This window comes from Photobacterium sp. WH77 (assembly GCF_022014395.1).
Classification (GTDB): domain Bacteria; phylum Pseudomonadota; class Gammaproteobacteria; order Enterobacterales; family Vibrionaceae; genus Photobacterium; species Photobacterium arenosum.
Genome location: NZ_JAKLTE010000011.1, coordinates 1 through 19588, shown reverse-complemented (window position 1 = coordinate 19588; position 19588 = coordinate 1). Strand labels below are relative to the sequence as shown.

Sequence of the window (19588 nt, the reverse complement as noted above, 5' to 3'; positions counted from 1 at the left end):
ACTAACTTTTTACCATCTTAATTTGATAAGAGAATACATAGTAATACAGATATGCTTCACAGAGAGATAAAAATGGAAGCGATTAATCAAACAGAATCAATCGGCAAAACTTTTCGTCGATTCACCATTCCAGCCGTCATGGCCATGCTGGTCAATGGACTGTATCAGATAGTTGACGGGGTATTTGTCGGGCACTTTTTAGGGCAAGACGGCCTGTCGGCAATCAATATTGCCTGGCCAATTATCAGTATTTTCATGGGTGTCGGGCTGATGATTGGCATGGGGGCAGGCAGTCTGGTTTCTACGTTCAGAGGAATGCGCGAATCGGCTAAAGCGCGTAAAGCTTTGGGAAATGGACTGGCACTGGTGATATTCATTGGCCTTGGATGTTCAGCATTATTATATGTCTTTGGCGTGCAATTGATGACTTTGCAAGGCGCAACAGGCCAAATCCTCAGCTATGCCGTTAGCTACTTACAGATCTTTATCGGATTCTCAGTCATAGCCGTTGGCGCCAGTGCCGCGCCCTTTCTGATACGAAACGATGATTCACCTAAGGTGGCAACGGGTCTCATGGTTGCTGGTGCTATTATCAATATTGTGCTCGATTATATATTCATCGGAATACTGGGCTGGGGACTGGAAGGCGCTGCCATTGCCACTGTAACAGCTCAGAGTGTTGTCGTCTTATTAACATTGGTGTATTTCTGCAGCCGCTTCTCAACACTGAGGTTATCACTTACTGATCTGAAACCGGATGGCAAGAAAATGACTGATACACTGACACTGGGTTCATCGTGTCTGGTGATGTATCTGTACACTGGCTTGATGGTGGCAATTCATAATCGATTATTTATGGAATATGGTTCTGCTGTAAGCGTTGCTGCCTACGCCATTGTAGGTTACCTGATGACACTTTATTACCTGCTAGCGGAAGGTATCGCTGAAGGAATGCAGCCACCTGTGAGCTATTTCCACGGTCAAAACGCCCACGATAAAGTGAGAAAAACTGTTTTGCTGGCTTGCAAAGCAACCATTATTGTAGGCGTTAGCTGGATTACTTTACTCAATTTGTTTCCGGAATTTATGATCAGCTGGTTCAACAGCAGTAACGTTACGCTCGTGCAAGAAGCGAGTCATGGTATCACTCTGCACCTTTTCAGCCTATTTCTGGATGGGTTGATTATTATCGGCTCTGTGTATTTTATGTCTGTTGGTCAGGGCGGCATGGCATTGACGATTTCTCTCAGCAATATGCTGGTACAATTGCCTTTCCTCTGGCTATTACCAAAGTGGTTTGGAGAAAATGGTGTTTGGCTGGCAATGCCCGTCTCTAACATTTTTCTGGCTGTGTTGGTTCTTGGTGCAATGTGGCAGTCACTGTCACAAGCTCCGATACAACAAACAAGAAACACCGCCGCAGCTTAAAAACAAGCGGTAATTCCTAACGGGTAATCATTCAGATTGCCCGTTGTCTCTCGTGATGAGGGGATCGTTATTCCGTAGAACTGTCGGCGGCAGACATATATAAGGCAAATCAGTGATGTTTTGAAGACAATACGGAATATAGGTTTGAGCCACCCTGTCTACTAACACATAATCTCATTCAGCGTTTTAGCTAACACCACGTGCCTTAACTAACATCACGCATAGTTAGTTATATAACGATAGCAGCATAAGGGGCTTTCTGATTATTGCCTGTCCGGCATAGCAGGGATGAACACAGGTGAAGTAAAGTCAGAGGGAGTGACTCAATCATCGCTCACTGCATGGCCTGGCGGCGGTAGCCATGAAATGAATGATTGCGGGAGTTATGACGAAAAAACGCTGAAATGACCAATCACTTGGTTTTCACTGTTTAGAATATTTCCCGAGTGAGACCTTTCACAGTAGGAAAAATCTATATCTCTGCGGGCAATATTACCCTGAAGGTGTACATGTCGGAGCAGAACATCATCATTTAACTGATGTATACGTGAACTCCAGGATTTGTCTTCTTTATAAAGCGTAAAATTAACTATCACTTAATGGCTACCCTCTTATTTGCGGATGTATTTTTAGTACGACTTTGATGAAACCAAAATCGATGACGACCAATTGAACGAGACATAATATCTCCTTATTTTTCTTTCAAATAAGCAAAATTATTACGTATAAAACGCAATCTGAAACTTGCTTATGATAAATATGCTAATGGAATTTATTTGCAGTTTGATGACAAAGCAAATGCTGGTGTTTGATGGTGTGTTACGAAGGCGTTTGGAAGCTTACAGCTGACGTGCTTTTAAGGCAGGAGAGGCATAATTTTCGTTGTAAATACATTGGCGTAAAAGGCAAAACACCTTTTACGCCAATGAAAAAATTACAGCGCTACTACGTTAGCAGCTTGAGGGCCTTTAGCGCCCTGCTCTACGTCAAAAGACACTTTCTGACCTTCAGCCAGAGTTTTGAAGCCTTCTGAAGCGATTGCACGGAAGTGAACGAATACGTCAGCACCACCGTTGTCTTGAGTAATAAAACCGAAACCTTTCTCTTCGTTAAACCACTTAACCAGACCAGTTGATTTGTTAGACATAATTTGTCCCTTTTATATAGATGAATTCAAAATATTTACCGCATTCATGCGATGCGCTGAGAGCCTAAATTATTGAATGTCACAATGAAGCTAAGGGAAACACTGAGGATAACGACAGTTACGAAGAAATTCTGAGGTTTTACTTTGACTTGAAGTTGCATTAATTAATCTGAGCGACAGAGCAAGACGAATCATACGCTACTCTCCCCCTTTGTAAAGGTTTATTTGAGATTGTTCTAAAAATAATATCGCTGACCGCCTGAAAACCCCATCTTCCGCACATTCTTTCTTCAATTAGGCGAATCCGTCTCATTACCCAGGGCTTGTCTGTCTCTGCCTGTCATCGCCTGCCATCGCCTGCCAGATGCTCAAAGCGCACGCCGATAGCGTCATAATCAATGCGCTCACCTGCCAGGCTACCGGCACAGAAAATGTTTGGGTCAGCCATGACAGCAAACCGCCTGTCATCACCCCACCGAGATTCAGACTCAGTGACAGTAGAGAAACAGACGCACTCCGGTGCGACGAGCCGACATGCCGATGTAACTCTGCCGCTATGACAGGGCGAGACAGAAACACAGCGGAAATAAACACCCAATTCGCCAGTAAAAAGCCCCAGGGATTACTTACTAACGACATGGCAATCAGCGCCATCGCTGCGCACACTGCATAAACCGGCAAAATTGCTACAGCTGAAAAAGAGGCAGCAGTAGCGTCCAGCAACCTGCCAAGGAGCGCTGCGAGTAAATAGTTTGAGGCCACTATAAATCCAACCCATTCAAGCATGCTGTTCCCACCCTCAAGCATGGCGAACACGGGTTGCCAGTACACACTGTGGTTAGCCAGAGCATATCCCATCAGCATTTGCCAGGCGAGAAGCAGGATCAATACCGGATTTGCCATGAAATACGTGTGTAAGTTACTGCCCATCGACAACAGTGATTCATGATTGTGATCTTGTCGTGACCGCGCATTTTCGCCTTCATGAAAAGTCAGAAAGCTGATCCCCAGGGCTGCGAGGTGGATTGCCATGCCCAGTATTAACGCCACCTTATAAGGGTTACCATTCAGATATGTCTGGCTGAACGTATATGGCACCTGAGCGGGTAATAGTCCACCTATTGCAGCACCAATACCCAAACCTGATAACAGCCACAGATTCGCACGTGACAGGGCTGCTTTGATATTCGTATGGCACCCTTCTTTATAGCGCTGGTTAACGTACCATGCTTCTAAACACCCTGAACCCAAAGCGCGCCCGATGCCGCCGATTGCCGATGCTAAAATCACAGTCGTAATACTCGGAGCCAACACCAACAGGACAACATTCAGCATATCAAAGCCTTTCGCCAACCGATAAACGGCCAGATGTCCAAATCGGTCAGCCAAAAAACCACTCGGCACTTCCAACACAACCATGACGATAAAAAAGGCGGCAAAGAACCAGCCCAATTGCTGAAGTGTCATGCCCTCTGCAAGGCAGTACAAACCAGAAACCGCCATGAACACGCCTGCTGCACTGATATCCAGCGCCAAATGAAAAGCATATCGAGTATCAAGATTCACTTTGCTTACCTATAGTTATGTCAGGAAAGCCAGTGTAATTTGCCTTCACTTTCAGTGATAATTCATAAAAGCGGATTTATTTATAGATAAACAACTATGAACATGGATAAGTCATTTGCCTTGTTGCACTACTTTCAGGCAGTAGCGGAATACAACAGTTTTTCCCGTGCGGCCAATAAGATGAACATTTCGCAGTCCACCATCAGCGCCCAAGTTAAGAAGCTTGAGTCGCAGCTCGGATGTGAGCTGTTTATTCGAGAGAACAAACATCACTTTAAGTTAAGCCGTGAAGGCATGAAGCTGCTGGCAGAATGCCAGACCAGCCTGAACGGGTTGCGTCACTGCATGATGTCACTCAGCCAGACAGAGACTATGGCAGGTTCCATTAACCTGGCCTGTTCCGTCGCACTGGGCAATCAGGTGGTGCTGCCTGTGATCGAACAGCTCATGGAAACTTACCCGCAACTGGTTATCAACCTGATAGAGACCAGTCTTGAAAAAGCGTTCTTTGACGACGATTTGGATATCGCCCTGAATTTCTCTCCGCCCGAACCGGCCTTTTATTACCAGAGGGTGGCTGATATCGATAAAGTGATTGTGGCCAGCCATGCATACCTGGAACGTTACGGTACGCCTGCCTCTTTCTCAGATCTCTGTGAGCACCGCTTGCTGATTCAGGCTAAGGGGAAATTAGACTGGCCGAACATCTATGCTCAGCAAAGTAAATTTTCCCTGCCTGAGCGCAGCCAGTATTTTGATAACAACCTGACCAAACAGCATGCCGCCGAAAGAGGTATGGGCATTGCCGTGTTACCCACCTATCTGTATTCGCCCAACAGCCAGTTAGTGCCGGTGTTACCGCAATACGCACTGCGGCTTAGTGAGTCTCTCTACATCATGTGCAGCAAAAAAAAGGTCAGGCAGCCGGGCATGGTCGAACTGATCGTCGAAATCGCCGAATTAATCCGGCAGCAGCTTTACGATGCCACTCATGGCGGCGTCTGCTTTCACAAGTGATCTGTTAACTCCCTCTTCGTGATGGAGAGGGAGTTAATAACGGTTTGATACCCGATGCTAACCGACAATAGACGCTATTGTTTTTCAGCGCTGGTTTGACAATGACAGCCACTCACTGTAACGCCCTGACGCTGAATCTGGCCTCAGCTTTGGCTTCCACGTCTGTCCAGCTCATCACACTGCTGTTTAAGCCAGCGACCCAGAGTGATAATGGCGGTTTGCTTAGCGCGTGATTTTTTATACACAAAATAAAAACTGTCACCGGTCGGCAACTCATGCATAGGAATCCGCACGAAATGCTGCTGCCTGTCGATGTCATTCATCAGGTAGTCATTGAGAAAAGTGATGCCCTGATCATAGCGGGCCGCTTCCGCCGCCAGCAACATATGGCTGAACAACTGAAATCTCGCCTGTTCAGGCAGCTCAAAACCGCCCAGCATACACCAGCGGTGCCAGTCTTCGCCGTGTTTGGCATCTTTAAAAATAGAACGAGTGGTCAGCAACGGATGCTCCCACAGGGCGTCCGGCAACGGTTTGTCCCGCATTTGCAGCCAAAGCTTATGGCTGCACACCGGATAGAGCTGCTCATGATACAGCAGCTCTGAAATGAAATTACTACGCTTGGGTGGCGAAACAGTAATAAAGCAATCTGCCAGTTCGTCACTGAAATTCGGGTCGTTACTCACCATGTTTAACGTGAGCTCTATTTCAGGGTGCAGCTGACGCAGATTTTCAAGCCGTGGGATCAGCCATTTCACTGCCAGTGAGCTGTAAAGTGCCAGGCGAATCTTGCCACCTTCGCCTTCCCGGATCTGCTGGCTGGCTTCAGAAATATCAGCCAGAGCATGGCTGATCTGCTCGTAATACTTTTCACCAACGGGTGTCAGAGACAACTGACGTCCCTGACGCTGGAACAGTTCTTCACCCAAATAATCTTCTAAAAGACGAACCTGGTGGCTGACGGCACTTTGCGTCACACTCAGAAATTCCGCCGCACGGGAAAAACTGTTCAGGCGGGCGACAGCCTCAAAGTAATGAACAGCACGAAGTGGTGGCAGCTTCATTATCTAAAAAACTCATACCAAAAAAATTTATATCATTATACTTCATCACTACCGCTGGTTTATGCTTTGGATCACAGTTTGTTGTCTCGTTGACATTTCATTAACCCCAAAAAAGAAGGAGCAGCCCATGCCTCAAATGTCTGTCGGTTTAGCCATGATATTGCTGATTGTTGGCAACTTAATTGCTGTGTGCTCCGATGCCATGATTAAATCATTGGGTGATGAAACGGCTATTTTTCAGTTTGTTTTTTTCCGCCAGTTAACCGCCGTCGCTATTCTGGCACCCTTCTGTATTGGCACCAAAAAAGCCGATTTTTTTGCCGGATTTAAGTGGCATGCTCTGCGCGGACACATTTGGTTGCTGGGTATGGTATTTATGATCATCTCAATTACCAGCCTGCCACTGGCCACTGCGAATGCCATCTTCTATGCCGCTCCGCTGATCATGCTGCCTATGGCCATGATGCTGTTTCAGGAAAAGCTGACCAAATATTCTGTTGGCGTGGCGGTAATTGGTTTCATTGGTGTGCTGGTGATTATCCGCCCGACTGAAATCAACTGGGCAGCCATTGCGGCTCTGATTGTTGCGTTTACGCTGGCCTGGAACAACCTGTTGGTGCGTAAGCTGCCAAAACACCAGACTGTTGCGCAAACCCTGATGCTGACCAACCTGGCAGGTATGCCGGCAGCGCTGGGCCTGGCTATTTGGGAAGGACAGCCCTGGGACTGGTCGCCGCTGCTGACAGCGGCCGGCTCCAGCACGTTCATTATGATTTATGCCGGCACCTGTGTACTGGCTTACCGCTCGGCGGAATCGAACAAGATTGCGAGCGCCGAATACAGCGGACTGATTGGCGCTGTGATCATCGGCATGCTGTGGTTCGACGAAGTACCTGACTTGCCAATGATTCTTGGCACTATGATGATCATCGCCCCCCTGATTTGGCTGGCACAAAAAGAAAAGCGTGCAAAAAAAGCCGCGGCTCTCAAACCCATAGAAACGGCTGTCGCTACAGATGCTGTAGAAGAAACCAAAGCCTGACGATTAACTATCCCTTGTGCGACAGAACGGGAGCTCCTGCCCGCCTGTCGCTTTTTTTGTGATTCACTCTTTTTGACCCGACCTTCTACTTACCATTGAACGCTCGTTCCAGCGCGACTATCTCCAGTTTTGTCATGGTCAAGAAGCACTGCGTTAGCCGCGCCAGCTTATCGTGATCATGGCTTCGCATCATCACATCCATCGATCTCGGCACAATCTGCCATGACAAACCGTATTTATCTTTCAGCCAGCCACACTGCCCTTCCTCACCACCATCCTGAGATAAAGCCGTCCAGTAACGATCGATTTCTGCCTGATCGTCACAATGAATAACAAAAGAGACCGACTCATTAAACGTGAAAAAAGGCCCGGCACTGATCGCTGTAAATGGCTGTCCGAACAATTCAAAGTTCACCACATCAACACTGCCTGAAGGGGTATCATCAATCTTGGTGACATTAACAATTCTGGAATGATCAAAGAGCTGAGTATAAAACTCGGCGGCTTCAACCGCTTCTTTATCAAACCACAAGTGAGGAGAGATTTTCGCCTGCTGAAACGATGCCATAGAACCTCCGGGAAACTGGACAGGAACACAAAGAAAAACGGCATACTGTATCAACCAAGTGTAGATGAAGAAGCAGCGTTATGAGCTGACTCTCACTGAGTTAACATCTGCCTGTCATCAGGTACTGTGCCCAGTCTTCGCGACCATTGGCCGTTGCTGCCTGCACAGCCGCTTTTACATCATAATCAACGCGGTGAAAGGCCGTTTCCCAGTGGTGGTCTTGCCGCGTTAACACAGCATACGACGCTTGCGGTGTGTGATTTTGCATCGAATGAGGCGACGGCAGTTCATCGGCGTAAGCCTGAAGGCCCACGCTGCCGGGATTAATCACCGTCTGTCCCGTCGACAGCCGGACACAACGGGGAATATGGGTATGACCACAAAGAATAATAGGAGAATGGATGTGTTTGAGATACGCGGCTATCTCGGCATCTGCTTTGACCTGCGGATGACCCGAACTGATCTCTTCCAGCAGATACACCAGATCATCGTCCGGCGTGCCATGGCAGGCGTAAATCTCATCGGATATCCAAGCATCAAAAGGCAGTTGCTGCATCCAGTCCAGCGGGGCCTGGCCTAAGTCGTTGAGGATAAATTGCAGCGTGGGATTGGCAGCCACTTCTGCAGCCGTCGACTGGTAAATTTGTCGATCCTGATTACCTGAAATGGTCAGCATCTCTTGCTGCTGCAAAAAATCGAAGGTAGCACGAGGGGCTATCGGGCCGTATAAAATGTCACCCAGATTCACCAGCCGGGTCACTCCCTTACTGGCCGCATCCGCGACCACAGCTTCCAGCGCAAAGACATTACTGTGAATGTCCGACAACACCGCATATTTTTCCAACTCACACTCCTTGTGATGATCCAAATGATTCTATGCTCACCGCTGACTTTTTCCTAATCAACACTGTCCTTATTGCACACCACTTTGCACAGTATAAAAAACGTAGCCAAACAAGGCCGCGAATATGACGACTGTCAGAATCAGTTTTAGCCAAAACCCTTTCATCCGTTCTCCTTTCAGATTGCACAGTGATCAGAACTCACCTACGGCCCAACAGCGTTCAGACCCGCATGCAACATTGACCAATTGATCATGGATTATGGATTATGCGGGTCGGTAACATTGCCGGACTAATTTTTTAGGCCACCTCAGCTAAAAGCGTGTCGATAACCTGCTTCAATGTCTCTGTATCCTGCGCACCAGAAAGCAGATATTTTTCATTAAAGACAAACGCAGGCACTGCAGTGATCCCCTGCCCGGTCCAGGTTTGCTCTTCAGCTCTCACGGCTTCGGCAAAGTTGCCCTGTTTCAGCACCAGCTCGGCTTCTTTACGATCCAGGCCTGCGGCGTCAGCAGCATCCAACAGCACAGGCAAAGCACTCGGATCATCCTGCTCTGTGAAATAAGCCTCAAAAAGCGCCAGTTTCAGCTCTGTCTGACGGCCGTAGCTCGCGGCCCAGTGCAACAGCTGATGGGCTTTGAACGTATTGTAGATACGGGAGAGTGGGGTGAAATGGAACCGAATACCGGATTCTTCACCTAAAGCAATGATCCTGGCTCGGTTCTGCTCACTTTGTTCGGGTGTGATCTGATACTTCTCGGCCAGATGCTCACTCAGCAACTGGCCATCTTCCTGCATGGCCGGATTCAGTTCGAAAGGATGCCAGCGCACAGTAAACTGCACCTGATCTTTATAGGCCGCCATGGCCTGCTCCAGCCGTTTGTAACCAATGTAGCACCAGGGACAGACGACATCAGATACGATATCAATGGTTAAGTGGGTATGCGTTGGCATGCATTTCGTCTCTTAGTTCAGGTGGGCTGATAGTGGTTAGCGTGACGTAAAAAATCAACCCATAATCCCTAAAAATGAGATCTTAAAATTAGGGTTCAGCTAACACGGAGGTATCCCAAAGGACATAAATGGACTTGTCGCTCATTTCAAAAATCATCCCTTTTGCGCCCAATCCGTTTCTTCTGTAAACAGGCTGATTACGATCATCGCGGTATTGCCCCGGCTCCCCCCGCATCGGATAAAAATCGTAATAGACGCCATCTGCTCTGTCTATGGTGATATAGCCATGATGCTGAGACAGCACGCATAAGTAACGGCCTGAGGGTTTATCTGCACCTCTGGGGTATATATCGCAGCGGGCATCAACAATGTCGGCCTGAACAGGCAAGCTGTAGCCAGCCCACAGCGTGGCAAAAAGAAAAAGAGCAACAGAGCATTTCCACAATAAACTGACCATACTTGCCTCCGCGACGAACCCAATTCCACGAAGTCAGTGTCGGTATGAGTGTAGCACGCTGATTCAGACAGTCAGGCCGTTGATCAGCTGCGACATCGTCTGAATTCGATGATTTGCCTGTTTATCGCGTTTTTGAATCAGGACAGGCAAGAAGAGACCGCTAAGATGGCGCCCGTTTGCTACGCCATATGTTATTCCCTACAATTCTCATCAGATAACGAACCCTAAGGTCATCCCTGATGAAAATTGATTTAAACACGCTGATCACTGAAAGCCGCAACCCTGCCAGCCAGGCGATAGATACCCTGTCGACCGTCGACATGCTCAAGGTCATCAATGACGAAGATAAGCAAGTGGCGCTGGCTGTTGAACGCACCTTGCCGCAAGTGGCTCAAGCTGTTGATGCTATCGCGATTGCTTTTCAGCAAGGTGGCCGCTTAATTTACTCAGGCGCAGGGACATCAGGCCGCTTAGGCATTCTGGATGCCAGTGAATGCCCGCCCACTTATGGCAGTGACCCGTCTCAGGTTATCGGCTTGATTGCAGGTGGGCGGGAAGCGATTTTCCGTGCCGTAGAAAATGCTGAAGACAACACCGATCTGGGTGCAGAAGACCTGAAAGCCCTGAACTTTTCTGACAAAGATGTGTTAGTCGGCATTGCTGCCAGTGGCCGTACCCCTTATGTAATCGGTGCCATGACATACGCTAAATCGATCGGTGCGACCGTCGCTAGCATCAGCTGCAACCCCAACAGCGCCATGACTCAATTAGCAGATATTGCCATGACGCCCATAGTCGGACCCGAAGTGGTGACCGGCTCTTCCCGCATGAAAGCCGGTACTGCGCAAAAAATGATCCTCAATATGCTGACAACAGGTGCCATGATACGCACCGGCAAAGTGTACGGGAACCTGATGGTAGACGTTGAAGCAACCAATGCAAAGCTGGTCGAGCGCCAGAAAAACATTGTCACCGCGGCAACCGGTGCAACACGCGAACAAGCCGAATCTGCACTGACAGCCTGTGGCGGCCACTGCAAAACCGCCATTGTGATGATTTTGACCGGTTCAACGGCTGAAGAAGCGCGTGTGCTGCTAAACAACTCGCAGGGATTTACCCGGCAAGCTGTCCAACAGGTAGGTCAGTAAGCGCACACCACTTACCCCGCCTTACTGGGCGGCAGTCCAAAATAGCGTTTAAACTCCCGGCTGAACTGTGCGGCGCTTTCATATCCCACTTTGCTTGCTGCTACACTGGCTGATACGCCATCCTGTACCATGAGTTGCTTGGCGTTATTGAGCCGGATTTTTTTAATGTATTGCAACGGCGGATCCGTGACGACTTGCTTAAAAGCACGGTGAAAGGCAGAAGTGCTCATGCCTGCCATGTCAGCCAGATCATCCACCGCCAGCTTATCCGCATAGTGCAGCTGGACATGCTCTATCACACCTGACACGCGGGCCAACGCACTGTCTTGCTTCACATACTGGGCAAGCAGGGATCGCTGATGACTTTGCAGCTGGCGGTAAAAAAACTCTCTGAGTATCTGCGGCCCCAGTAATTTTGCATCAATAGGGGTATGCAGAACCGATAATAATCGCTGCATACAATCATTAATCTCAGGTGTGACAGGCGAGGCGGCCACGCCTTTGTGCTGCTGCTGAGAGGCGAAATAATCGGCTCCCAGATCCGCTTCCATATCATCGACCAGCTGACGAATAACGCTGTGGTCGAATCCGATATCAATACCGATCAGCGGCGCCTCTTCCGACGCAAAGGTTTCACAGGCAATAGGGTACGGTGCTGACACAATCAGGCAATGTTCAGTGTCGTACTCAAATCGATAATCATTCAGGTGGCCAATTTTGTTGCCCTGAAAAATAACAACCACGCCTTTCTGATACATCTGCGGAGTAACATGATGATATTGGGTAATTTTAAACAGGCTGACACCTTTTAGTGCCGTATTTACCTTACCTTGGCCGCTCTCCAATCCCAGTTGGCAGCATAAGGAAGTGGCCAGTTCCAGGGTAGTATTCATAATCGGAACTCAATTGTTCAAGATGGCTTAGTGTTGATGAATAACCGTACGAATAAAAGTGTAAAGCAGAATCAGGCAAGAATTAAGCAGAATCGTGTATTACAGCGAGGCATGTTGTCACCTACACTTTGCAGCACACTATATCTTACAGGCAAACCTGGAGAGCAATGATGAACCCATTTAGCTATCACAACCCTACCCGCATTCATTTTGGTGAAGGTCAGATTGCTGCAATCACCAACGAAATTCCTAAAAGCAGCAAAGTACTGGTGCTGTACGGCGGTGGCTCTATCAAAGCTAACGGTGTCTACGATCAGGTTGCTAAGGCGCTGAGTGAACACCAATGGACTGAGTTCGCTGGCATTGAGCCAAACCCGCAATACGACACGCTGATGAAAGCGGTCGACACAGTCAAAACTGAAGGCATCGACTACCTGCTGGCAGTCGGTGGGGGTTCAGTCGCTGACGGCACCAAATTTGTAGCGGCAGCAGCCTGCTATGAAGGCGCAGACCCGTGGGATATGTGGGCTAAAGGGCTAAAAGTGGATAATGCTCTGCCTATTGGCTGCATTCTGACACTGCCAGCAACGGGCTCCGAAAGCAATAAAGCCTCTGTGGTGTCACGCGGTAACGACAAGATTGGCTTCATGTCATCTAAAATCCAGCCTGCTTTCGCCGTCTTGGATCCGGCAACCACTCTGAGCCTGTCTCCTCGCCAGATCAGTAACGGTGTGGTTGACGCGTACATCCATGTGATGGAGCAATATCTGACTTTTCCGGTGAATGCCAAAGTGCAGGATCGGTTCGCTGAAGGTTTGCTGTTAACCCTGATTGAAGAAGGCCCGAAAGCGCTGACTAATCCTAAAGATCTGGCAGTTCGTGCCAATATTATGTGGTCAGCCACGCAAGCACTGAACGGACTCATTGGTGTCGGTGTCCCGCAAGACTGGGCTACGCACATGATAGGTCACGAACTCACTGGCAACTACGGCATTGATCATGCGCGCACTCTGAGTATCGTGCTTCCCGCCGTGATGAAAGAGCGACGTCAGGAAAAAGAAGCCAAACTGCTGCAATATGCAGAACGTATTTTCGGTATCGCTGAAGGTAACGATGACGAGCGTATCTACGCCGCCATTGCCAAAACAGAAGCTTTCTTCAAAGCCATGCAGGTGCCAACCCGCTTAAAAGATGTCGAACTGGATGAAAGCGATATTCGCGTGCTGCTCAGCGGTCTGGAAAAGCACGGCATGACAGCATTAGGCGAACACGGCAAAATCGGTCTTGCCGACAGTGAAGCCATACTCCGCACTGCGCTTTAATCGCTTTGATTTCGGCAAACACGCTTAAACCGCCAGCTCTGGCGGTTTTTTATTACCTGCCACAACCACTGTTTATCGGGACAGAACAAATAATTCTCAGCACCGGTATTGATCTCTGCGCATAAGGAGCTATTATGACGATAAGTCAACTTTGACTAATCGTCATTTTTGTAGTGATTTACCCTTGTCGTATTCGTGTTAAACTGATTACAGGGTGCTTGCTTCTTGTAAAGCAGAAACTTACAGGAGCACCAGCATCTCACAGAAGGAGTTGCAATATATTCACGCAACTGACAACTTAAAAGTCGGAAGTTATGTTCGGGTTGAACTGTAATAAAGAAAGATGTGCCCTCTTCTCTGGAGAGCGAGCACCCAAGACCAAGAAACAGCAAGCGATTGCAGAACGCGATCACGAGCTGATCATGCTTGCCAAAGATCTGGTTAACAAGGAAGGTTTTGCTAACCTGACCATGGATAAGCTGGCGTCGATCAGTCCTTACTCTAAAGGAACGGTGTATAACCATTTCTGCAGTAAAGAAGACGTCATAGTGGCATTATGCAGCCATGCCATAAAGGTTGAAATGACCCTGTTCAACCGGGTGTTAGATATGGAAGGCAGCAGCCGGGATATTCTGATGGGTGTCCACGTTGCGTACCATATATTTGCCCGACTCGAACCCATACTATCGACGTGTCTGCTGACTGCGAAAACCCCCTGGGTTATCGATAAAGCATCCAATGCACGCGTGGAAATGTTGAATCAACTTGAGGAGCAAATGATTGATAATGCTGATGCAATCGTCAATCGTGCTCTGAAAGAAGGCAGTCTGGCTATGTCTGCGGCCGTCAGTACCGATGCGGTGGTTTTTGCAAACTGGTCGCTGGCATTGGGATCGAATGCGTTGATTGCTAATGCTACCAATAGTCGCTGTATACATCGCCTGCAGGATCCGTTCACCATTCTGAATAACATCAATATGTTATTGGATGGAATGAACTGGAAACCACTGTCTAGCGAAAGGGATTACAAAAGGCTGTGGAAACACATTGAACAGACCTTTTTTGCGGAAGAGATCGATCTTCTGTCGCAACTGGGTCGTTAGTTGCTGTAATAACCCGCTTTCATGCGGGTTATTTTCAGACCATAGTTGACGATTTGTCATAATTTGATTTTTCTGCAGCGAACACTGGAGAGTGTTAACGCTGCTAAGTAGCTGAATAATTAAAATTCGCTATGAGTAAGTAACTTATTCTTGCCCGGCCAGCATATATGCTGGCTTTAAAGCACCAAGTATTGACGAAACGTCACTCATGGAGATTGTGATGAAAGACAGTATCTACGCTTTACCGATCAAACGTGCTTATATCGTCCTGGCGATAATGACGGCACTGCTGATCGCCGCGACTATCGGCGCCAAAAACCTCTATTTCCGCGGAGATTACAACATCTTCTTCGACGGAAATAACCCCCAACTGCAAGCCTTTAACACTATCCAGAACACATTCAGTAAAACAGACAACATCAGCTTTGTTGTTGCGCCCAAAAACGGCAATGTCTTTACACCCGACACCTTGTCTCTTATCCGGGAGCTGACCAACGACAGCTGGCAGATTCCCTTTTCCAGCCGCGTCGACTCGTTAGCAAACTATCAGCACACAGAGGCGATTGAAGATGATCTGCTGGTCGAAGATTTGCTGTTAGACGAATACCCGCTTGATGCGCCGCGTATCGCGAAAGTGAAATCAGTCGCCTTACAAGAACCTTTGCTCCGTGATTCACTTATCTCATCCAGCGGTGATGTTGCTGTAGTGAACATCACTTTACAAATGCCTAAAGTTGACGAAACGACAGAAATCACCACCGTTACTGATTATTCCCAAACCTTGCTGGCGAAATACCGGGCCGAATTTCCTGAGGTTGATTTCTATCAGGCTGGTATTGTCGCGATGAATCGTACTTTCATGGACATGGCCATGAAAGACAGCAGCACACTGGTACCGACCATGCTGCTGATTGTGCTGGTTTTTCTGGTATTAATGCTACGCACTGTGACCGGTGTTCTTGCAACTCTAATTGTGATTATCGGTTCTGTGGCGTCCACTATGGGCCTGTCCGGCTGGGCAGGCATGTTCCTCAGCACAGCCACAGTTAATGTGCCGACCCTGGTGCTCACACTCGCCGTTGCTGACTGCGTTCATGTTATTGCCACTATGCGGCAAGGCATGCAGCGGGGCATGCTCAAAAACGAAGCCATCGGCTACAGCATCAAACTCAATGCGATGCCGGTACTGATTACCTCGGTAACAACGGCGCTTGGCTTTTTAATGATGAATGCCTCTGATTCCCCGATCCTGCGTGATTTGGGCAACCTTGCCGCTCTGGGGATAATGATCGCCTGCTTCCTGTCGGTTTCTCTGCTGCCAGCGTTACTGGCTGTACTACCTTTGCGTGCCCCGGCCGTGAAGCCAGCTGGCCAGCACAGCTGGACCGATAAATTAGGCAATCTTGTGGTTAATCATCGCAAAATCATCCTGCCTTTATCGGTGATCGTTCTGACCGGCGCTACCCTGCTTCTGCCCCGTAATGTGGTCAACGATGAGCCAGTCAAATACTTCGCCACAGACAGCCAATTCCGTCAGGCGGCCGATTTCATGGCTGAAAATATCAGTGGAATGACCACCATCAGCATTGCTATTGACTCAGGTCAACCTCAGGGGATTGCTGATCCTGGCTTCCTGAACATTCTGAATCAGTTTACCAACTGGTTGCGTGAACAACCTGAGACCGACCATGTCGCCAGCCTGAGTGATGTTTACAAACGCCTGAACAAAAACATGCATGGTGATGATGACAGCTGGTATCGCCTGCCGAACGACAGAGAACTGGCCGCACAATATCTGTTGCTGTATGAAATGTCTTTGCCATACGGCCTGGACCTTAACAACCAGCTCAACGTAGATAAATCATCCGTGAAACTGACGCTGACCACCAAGAATGTCGGTAGTAAAGAACTGGTAGCCCTGGAAGCCCGTATTAATGACTGGTTTGATGCTAATGCGCCGGGTTACGCCATTATGGCGTCCAGCCCGAACCTGATGTTCGCCCATATTGGCGAAACCAACATGGCCAGTATGTTATCGACACTACCGGTTACGCTGGTGCTGATCTCCGCACTGATGATTTTCGCTCTGCGTTCACTGCGACTGGGTGTGATCAGTCTTATTCCCAACATCGCCCCGGCGATTCTCGGATTCGGACTCTGGTCACTCTGGTCCGGTGAAATCAACCTTGGGTTGTCTGTGGTGGTCACTCTCACACTCGGTATCGTTGTCGATGACGCCGTACATTTCCTCAGCAAGTATCAAATCGCACGCAAAGAAGGCCGAAATGCCGAAGAAGCCGTTCGTTATGCCTTCAGCACTGTTGGCCGCGCGTTATGGATCACAACCGTCGTACTGGTTGCCGGCTTCTCTGTACTGGCCAGCTCCAGTTTCCGTCTGAACAGTGACATGGGCCAGCTCAGTGCCCTGATCATTTTCATTGCCCTGGTGGTGGACTTCTTGCTGCTGCCCTGCATGTTGATGCTCTTTGACCGTAAGCCGGTGGAACAGGCTGACACCGAGACAGCCAGACCGGATAGCAAGAACCCAATTAACCAGAAACCATTGGCCCAATAACCTTTTAGCCAAAGATTAGGAGAAAGCTCATGACAGACAAAACAGCCAAAATCACGCAATGGCTAGCGCCTATAGCCATGATTACTGCATTGGGTATGGCTATCATACCGGCGGTATGCCATGCGGGTAACGAACAAGGGTTAGAGATTGCCAAGGAGCGAAAACTGCGTGATACCGGTTGGGGCGACAGCATTGGGGAAATGACCATGTTGCTATCCAACGCACAAGGGGAAAGCAGCACCCGAAAAATGCGTATCAAGACACTGGAAGTGGCTGATGATGGCGATAAAGGCCTGACGATTTTCGACCAGCCCCGTGATGTGCAAGGCACAGCTTTTCTGAATTTCGCCCACACAACCAAGCCTGATGACCAATGGCTTTATCTGCCAGCGCTGAAGCGGGTAAAACGTATTGCTTCGCGCAATAAATCAGGCCCTTTCATGGGCAGCGAGTTCGCCTACGAAGATTTAAGTTCATTTGAACTGGAAAAATACGACTTTACCTATCTGGGTGATGACACCGTTAAAGGTGAAGCCGTATTCAAACTCCGGCAAGTGCCGACGGATGAATACTCAGGTTATACCAAGCAGTTGGTATGGCTGGATAAAGACCATTACCGGCCTTTGAAGGTGGAATTCTATGACCGTAAAGACAGCCTGCTGAAGACACTGACTTTTAACAACTATGAGCAGTATCTGGGCAAATACTGGCGCGCGCATACGATGACAATGAATAACATCCAGACTGGCAAGACAACGGTACTGACCACCCATAAACTGACGTTTAACAATGGCCTTGATGAGAGCGATTTCAATAAGTCCAGTCTCAAGCGTGTCAAATAATCTCAGGCAGGAGCAAGCATGATATACCGATTTTCTGCATTGCCCCTGTTTCTGGCTGCCTCAGTAGAGGCAGCTGGTATCAGCGGCCAGATAAACCTTGAACAACGTCAATTTTTGCACCCTGGTCTTGAGGGCCAGGACAAAAGCCAGACCTCTGTGGTGATAGAACCCGAATGGTACACAGAGTGGCAGGACGGTGACGCCCGGCTGACCATTCAGCCATTCTACCGCTGGGACAGCATGGACGATGAACGTACCCATTTCGATCTGCGTGAATTCATGTATCTGCAACTGATCGATGACTATGAGCTCAGAATGGGCGTCGGGAAAGTTTTCTGGGGCGTGACCGAGTCCATTCACCTGGTGGATGTGATTAACCAGACCGATAACGTCGAATCTGTCGACGGCGAGCAAAAACTCGGGCAGCCTATGATCAATGTTGCAGCCGTCAAAGACTGGGGCACAGTGAATGCCTTCATCCTCCCCTACTTTCGTGAACGTACTTTCGCCGGTAAAGACGGGCGGCTGCGGCCCCCACTGCCGGTAAATGACGATGCATTATATGAATCTTCAGCCGAGCAGGAGCACATCGACTGGTCATTGCGCTACAGCCACTATTTTGGCGACTGGGATGTCGGTGCCAGCTTTTTTCAGGGGACCAACAGAGATCCCTACTTCCTGCCGGGACGTACCAGCCTGACGCCATACTACGCCCAAATGGACCAGACCAGCATGGATGTTCAGGGCATTTTTGGCAGCTGGTTATTAAAGCTTGAAGCGCTTTACCGTGACAGCCTGGAAAACCACTCCGCCGTGGTCACAGGGTTTGAATACACACTCGTCGGTGTCTTCGATACCTATTGGGATCTTGGCCTGATTGCCGAGTACCAGTACGATTCCCGATCACTGAGTCTGAATCAGAATGACCTGTTTCTGGGTACACGATTTGCACTCAATGACATAGACGGTACAGAAATTTTAGTTGGGATTAATCAGGATCTGGACAGCAGTCAGGAATCTACCGGCAGAATTGAAGCCTCCGCACGGATAAACAACAACTGGAAATGGCGGGCTAACGCCTGGTGGTTCGACGCCAGCAGGCTTGACAGTCCACTTTATTTTGTCCGTAAAGACGACTTCATAGAGCTGGCTCTGGAATATTATTTCTGAGCCAATTTTCCATTTTATTCAAAAACCTGCCGGAACTGTAACAGTCTGAGTTCCGGCCTTTGCAAGATACCTGTCGTTCTTTCCCGGCTGAACATACCCTACTCGTGCATCACAGCGACATCTGCAAAAAACTCGTGCAGCCCAGCCTTTTATTTATCGCCAGCCTGAATGAAAATGACATTGTGAGTCAAAAAACAACCTATACATTCAACACCCTAATCATTCAGAAAAAACAGACAACAATAATGAATGATATTAATCGAAGTAAGATCACAAGAACTAAAAATATCAAAGACAGGCAAGCTTCATTTCAAGGCATAAATTGGTCATTTTGCCTTTCTGATATCAGTCTTAACGACATTTTTCATAACAAATTAAATTGTTAATAGCAGATAAGTCATTGAAGTCACACATCCGAAGAATAATAGCCTCACTATTTAGCTTTTA

17 protein-coding genes are annotated in these 19588 nt (G+C 48.4%); 9 read left to right on the top strand and 8 right to left on the bottom strand.

Annotation, left to right across the window (positions count from 1 at the left end; all coding sequences use genetic code 11):
- Positions 1-72: 72 nt before the first annotated feature.
- Positions 73-1428, top strand: a complete 1356-nt coding sequence (locus L6J37_RS12595; RefSeq protein ID WP_218385289.1) for an MATE family efflux transporter — start codon at positions 73-75, stop codon at positions 1426-1428.
- 934 nt (positions 1429-2362) lie between these two features.
- Here the strand turns inward: L6J37_RS12595 and cspE are convergent.
- Complete coding sequence (gene cspE / locus L6J37_RS12585) at positions 2363-2575, bottom strand: transcription antiterminator/RNA stability regulator CspE (RefSeq protein ID WP_027250907.1); 213 nt, start codon at positions 2573-2575, stop codon at positions 2363-2365.
- A gap of 312 nt (positions 2576-2887) precedes the next feature.
- On the bottom strand, positions 2888-4141 hold the full coding sequence (locus L6J37_RS12580; RefSeq protein ID WP_237795335.1) for an MFS transporter: 1254 nt from the start codon (positions 4139-4141) through the stop codon (positions 2888-2890).
- A gap of 102 nt (positions 4142-4243) precedes the next feature.
- Between L6J37_RS12580 and L6J37_RS12575 the strand changes: the two genes are divergently transcribed.
- Positions 4244-5158 (top strand): LysR family transcriptional regulator, encoded by a 915-nt coding sequence (locus L6J37_RS12575; RefSeq protein ID WP_192016435.1) that lies wholly within the window; start codon positions 4244-4246, stop codon positions 5156-5158.
- Positions 5159-5301: 143 nt separating this feature from the next.
- On the opposite strand, the gene L6J37_RS12570 is transcribed toward L6J37_RS12575, so the two are convergent.
- Entirely contained in the window at positions 5302-6222 is a 921-nt protein-coding gene (locus L6J37_RS12570; RefSeq protein WP_192016434.1) for a LysR substrate-binding domain-containing protein, read from the bottom strand.
- A 127-nt stretch (positions 6223-6349) separates the two neighbouring features.
- Between L6J37_RS12570 and L6J37_RS12565 the strand changes: the two genes are divergently transcribed.
- Positions 6350-7264, top strand: coding sequence for a DMT family transporter (locus tag L6J37_RS12565; protein WP_237795334.1), 915 nt, complete (start codon positions 6350-6352; stop codon positions 7262-7264).
- A gap of 85 nt (positions 7265-7349) precedes the next feature.
- Here the strand turns inward: L6J37_RS12565 and L6J37_RS12560 are convergent, their stop codons facing one another.
- The 4 genes from L6J37_RS12560 to L6J37_RS12545 all read right to left on the bottom strand — a co-directional run bounded on the left by L6J37_RS12560 (position 7350) and on the right by L6J37_RS12545 (position 10088).
- Positions 7350-7832: a VOC family protein gene (locus L6J37_RS12560; protein WP_237795331.1), complete on the bottom strand. Its 483-nt coding sequence runs from the start codon at positions 7830-7832 to the stop codon at positions 7350-7352.
- A gap of 100 nt (positions 7833-7932) precedes the next feature.
- The gene (locus L6J37_RS12555) at positions 7933-8676 is read right to left on the bottom strand and encodes a metallophosphoesterase family protein (protein WP_237795329.1); all 744 of its coding nucleotides are present in this window, start codon (positions 8674-8676) and stop codon (positions 7933-7935) included.
- A 298-nt stretch (positions 8677-8974) separates the two neighbouring features.
- Positions 8975-9631, bottom strand: coding sequence for a DsbA family oxidoreductase (locus L6J37_RS12550; RefSeq protein WP_237795327.1), 657 nt, complete (start codon positions 9629-9631; stop codon positions 8975-8977).
- 88 nt (positions 9632-9719) lie between these two features.
- A complete protein-coding gene (locus L6J37_RS12545) occupies positions 9720-10088 on the bottom strand; it encodes a hypothetical protein (RefSeq protein ID WP_237795326.1) in 369 nt (122 codons plus the stop codon).
- A 239-nt stretch (positions 10089-10327) separates the two neighbouring features.
- Here L6J37_RS12545 and murQ point away from each other — a divergent pair, with 239 nt between their 5' ends.
- Positions 10328-11236 carry an N-acetylmuramic acid 6-phosphate etherase gene (murQ, locus tag L6J37_RS12540; protein WP_237795324.1) on the top strand — a complete coding sequence of 303 codons (909 nt, stop codon included), beginning with the start codon at positions 10328-10330 and terminating at the stop codon, positions 11234-11236.
- An 11-nt stretch (positions 11237-11247) separates the two neighbouring features.
- Here the strand turns inward: murQ and L6J37_RS12535 are convergent, their stop codons facing one another.
- Positions 11248-12129, bottom strand: coding sequence for an AraC family transcriptional regulator (locus L6J37_RS12535; RefSeq protein ID WP_237795322.1), 882 nt, complete (start codon positions 12127-12129; stop codon positions 11248-11250).
- Positions 12130-12299: 170 nt separating this feature from the next.
- On the opposite strand from L6J37_RS12535, the gene L6J37_RS12530 reads away from it, so the two are divergent.
- From L6J37_RS12530 to L6J37_RS12510, 5 genes are all read left to right on the top strand, one after another.
- Positions 12300-13451 carry an iron-containing alcohol dehydrogenase gene (locus L6J37_RS12530; RefSeq protein ID WP_192016463.1) on the top strand — a complete coding sequence of 384 codons (1152 nt, stop codon included), beginning with the start codon at positions 12300-12302 and terminating at the stop codon, positions 13449-13451.
- Positions 13452-13765: 314 nt separating this feature from the next.
- A complete protein-coding gene (locus L6J37_RS12525) occupies positions 13766-14554 on the top strand; it encodes a TetR/AcrR family transcriptional regulator (protein WP_192016427.1) in 789 nt (262 codons plus the stop codon).
- A gap of 220 nt (positions 14555-14774) precedes the next feature.
- Complete coding sequence (locus tag L6J37_RS12520) at positions 14775-17129, top strand: efflux RND transporter permease subunit (RefSeq protein ID WP_237795321.1); 2355 nt, start codon at positions 14775-14777, stop codon at positions 17127-17129.
- A 77-nt stretch (positions 17130-17206) separates the two neighbouring features.
- Positions 17207-17971, top strand: a complete 765-nt coding sequence (locus L6J37_RS12515) for an outer membrane lipoprotein-sorting protein (RefSeq protein ID WP_225445235.1) — start codon at positions 17207-17209, stop codon at positions 17969-17971.
- Positions 17972-17989: 18 nt separating this feature from the next.
- The gene (locus tag L6J37_RS12510; RefSeq protein WP_192016424.1) at positions 17990-19141 is read left to right on the top strand and encodes a hypothetical protein; all 1152 of its coding nucleotides are present in this window, start codon (positions 17990-17992) and stop codon (positions 19139-19141) included.
- The last annotated feature ends 447 nt before the right edge of the window (positions 19142-19588 follow it).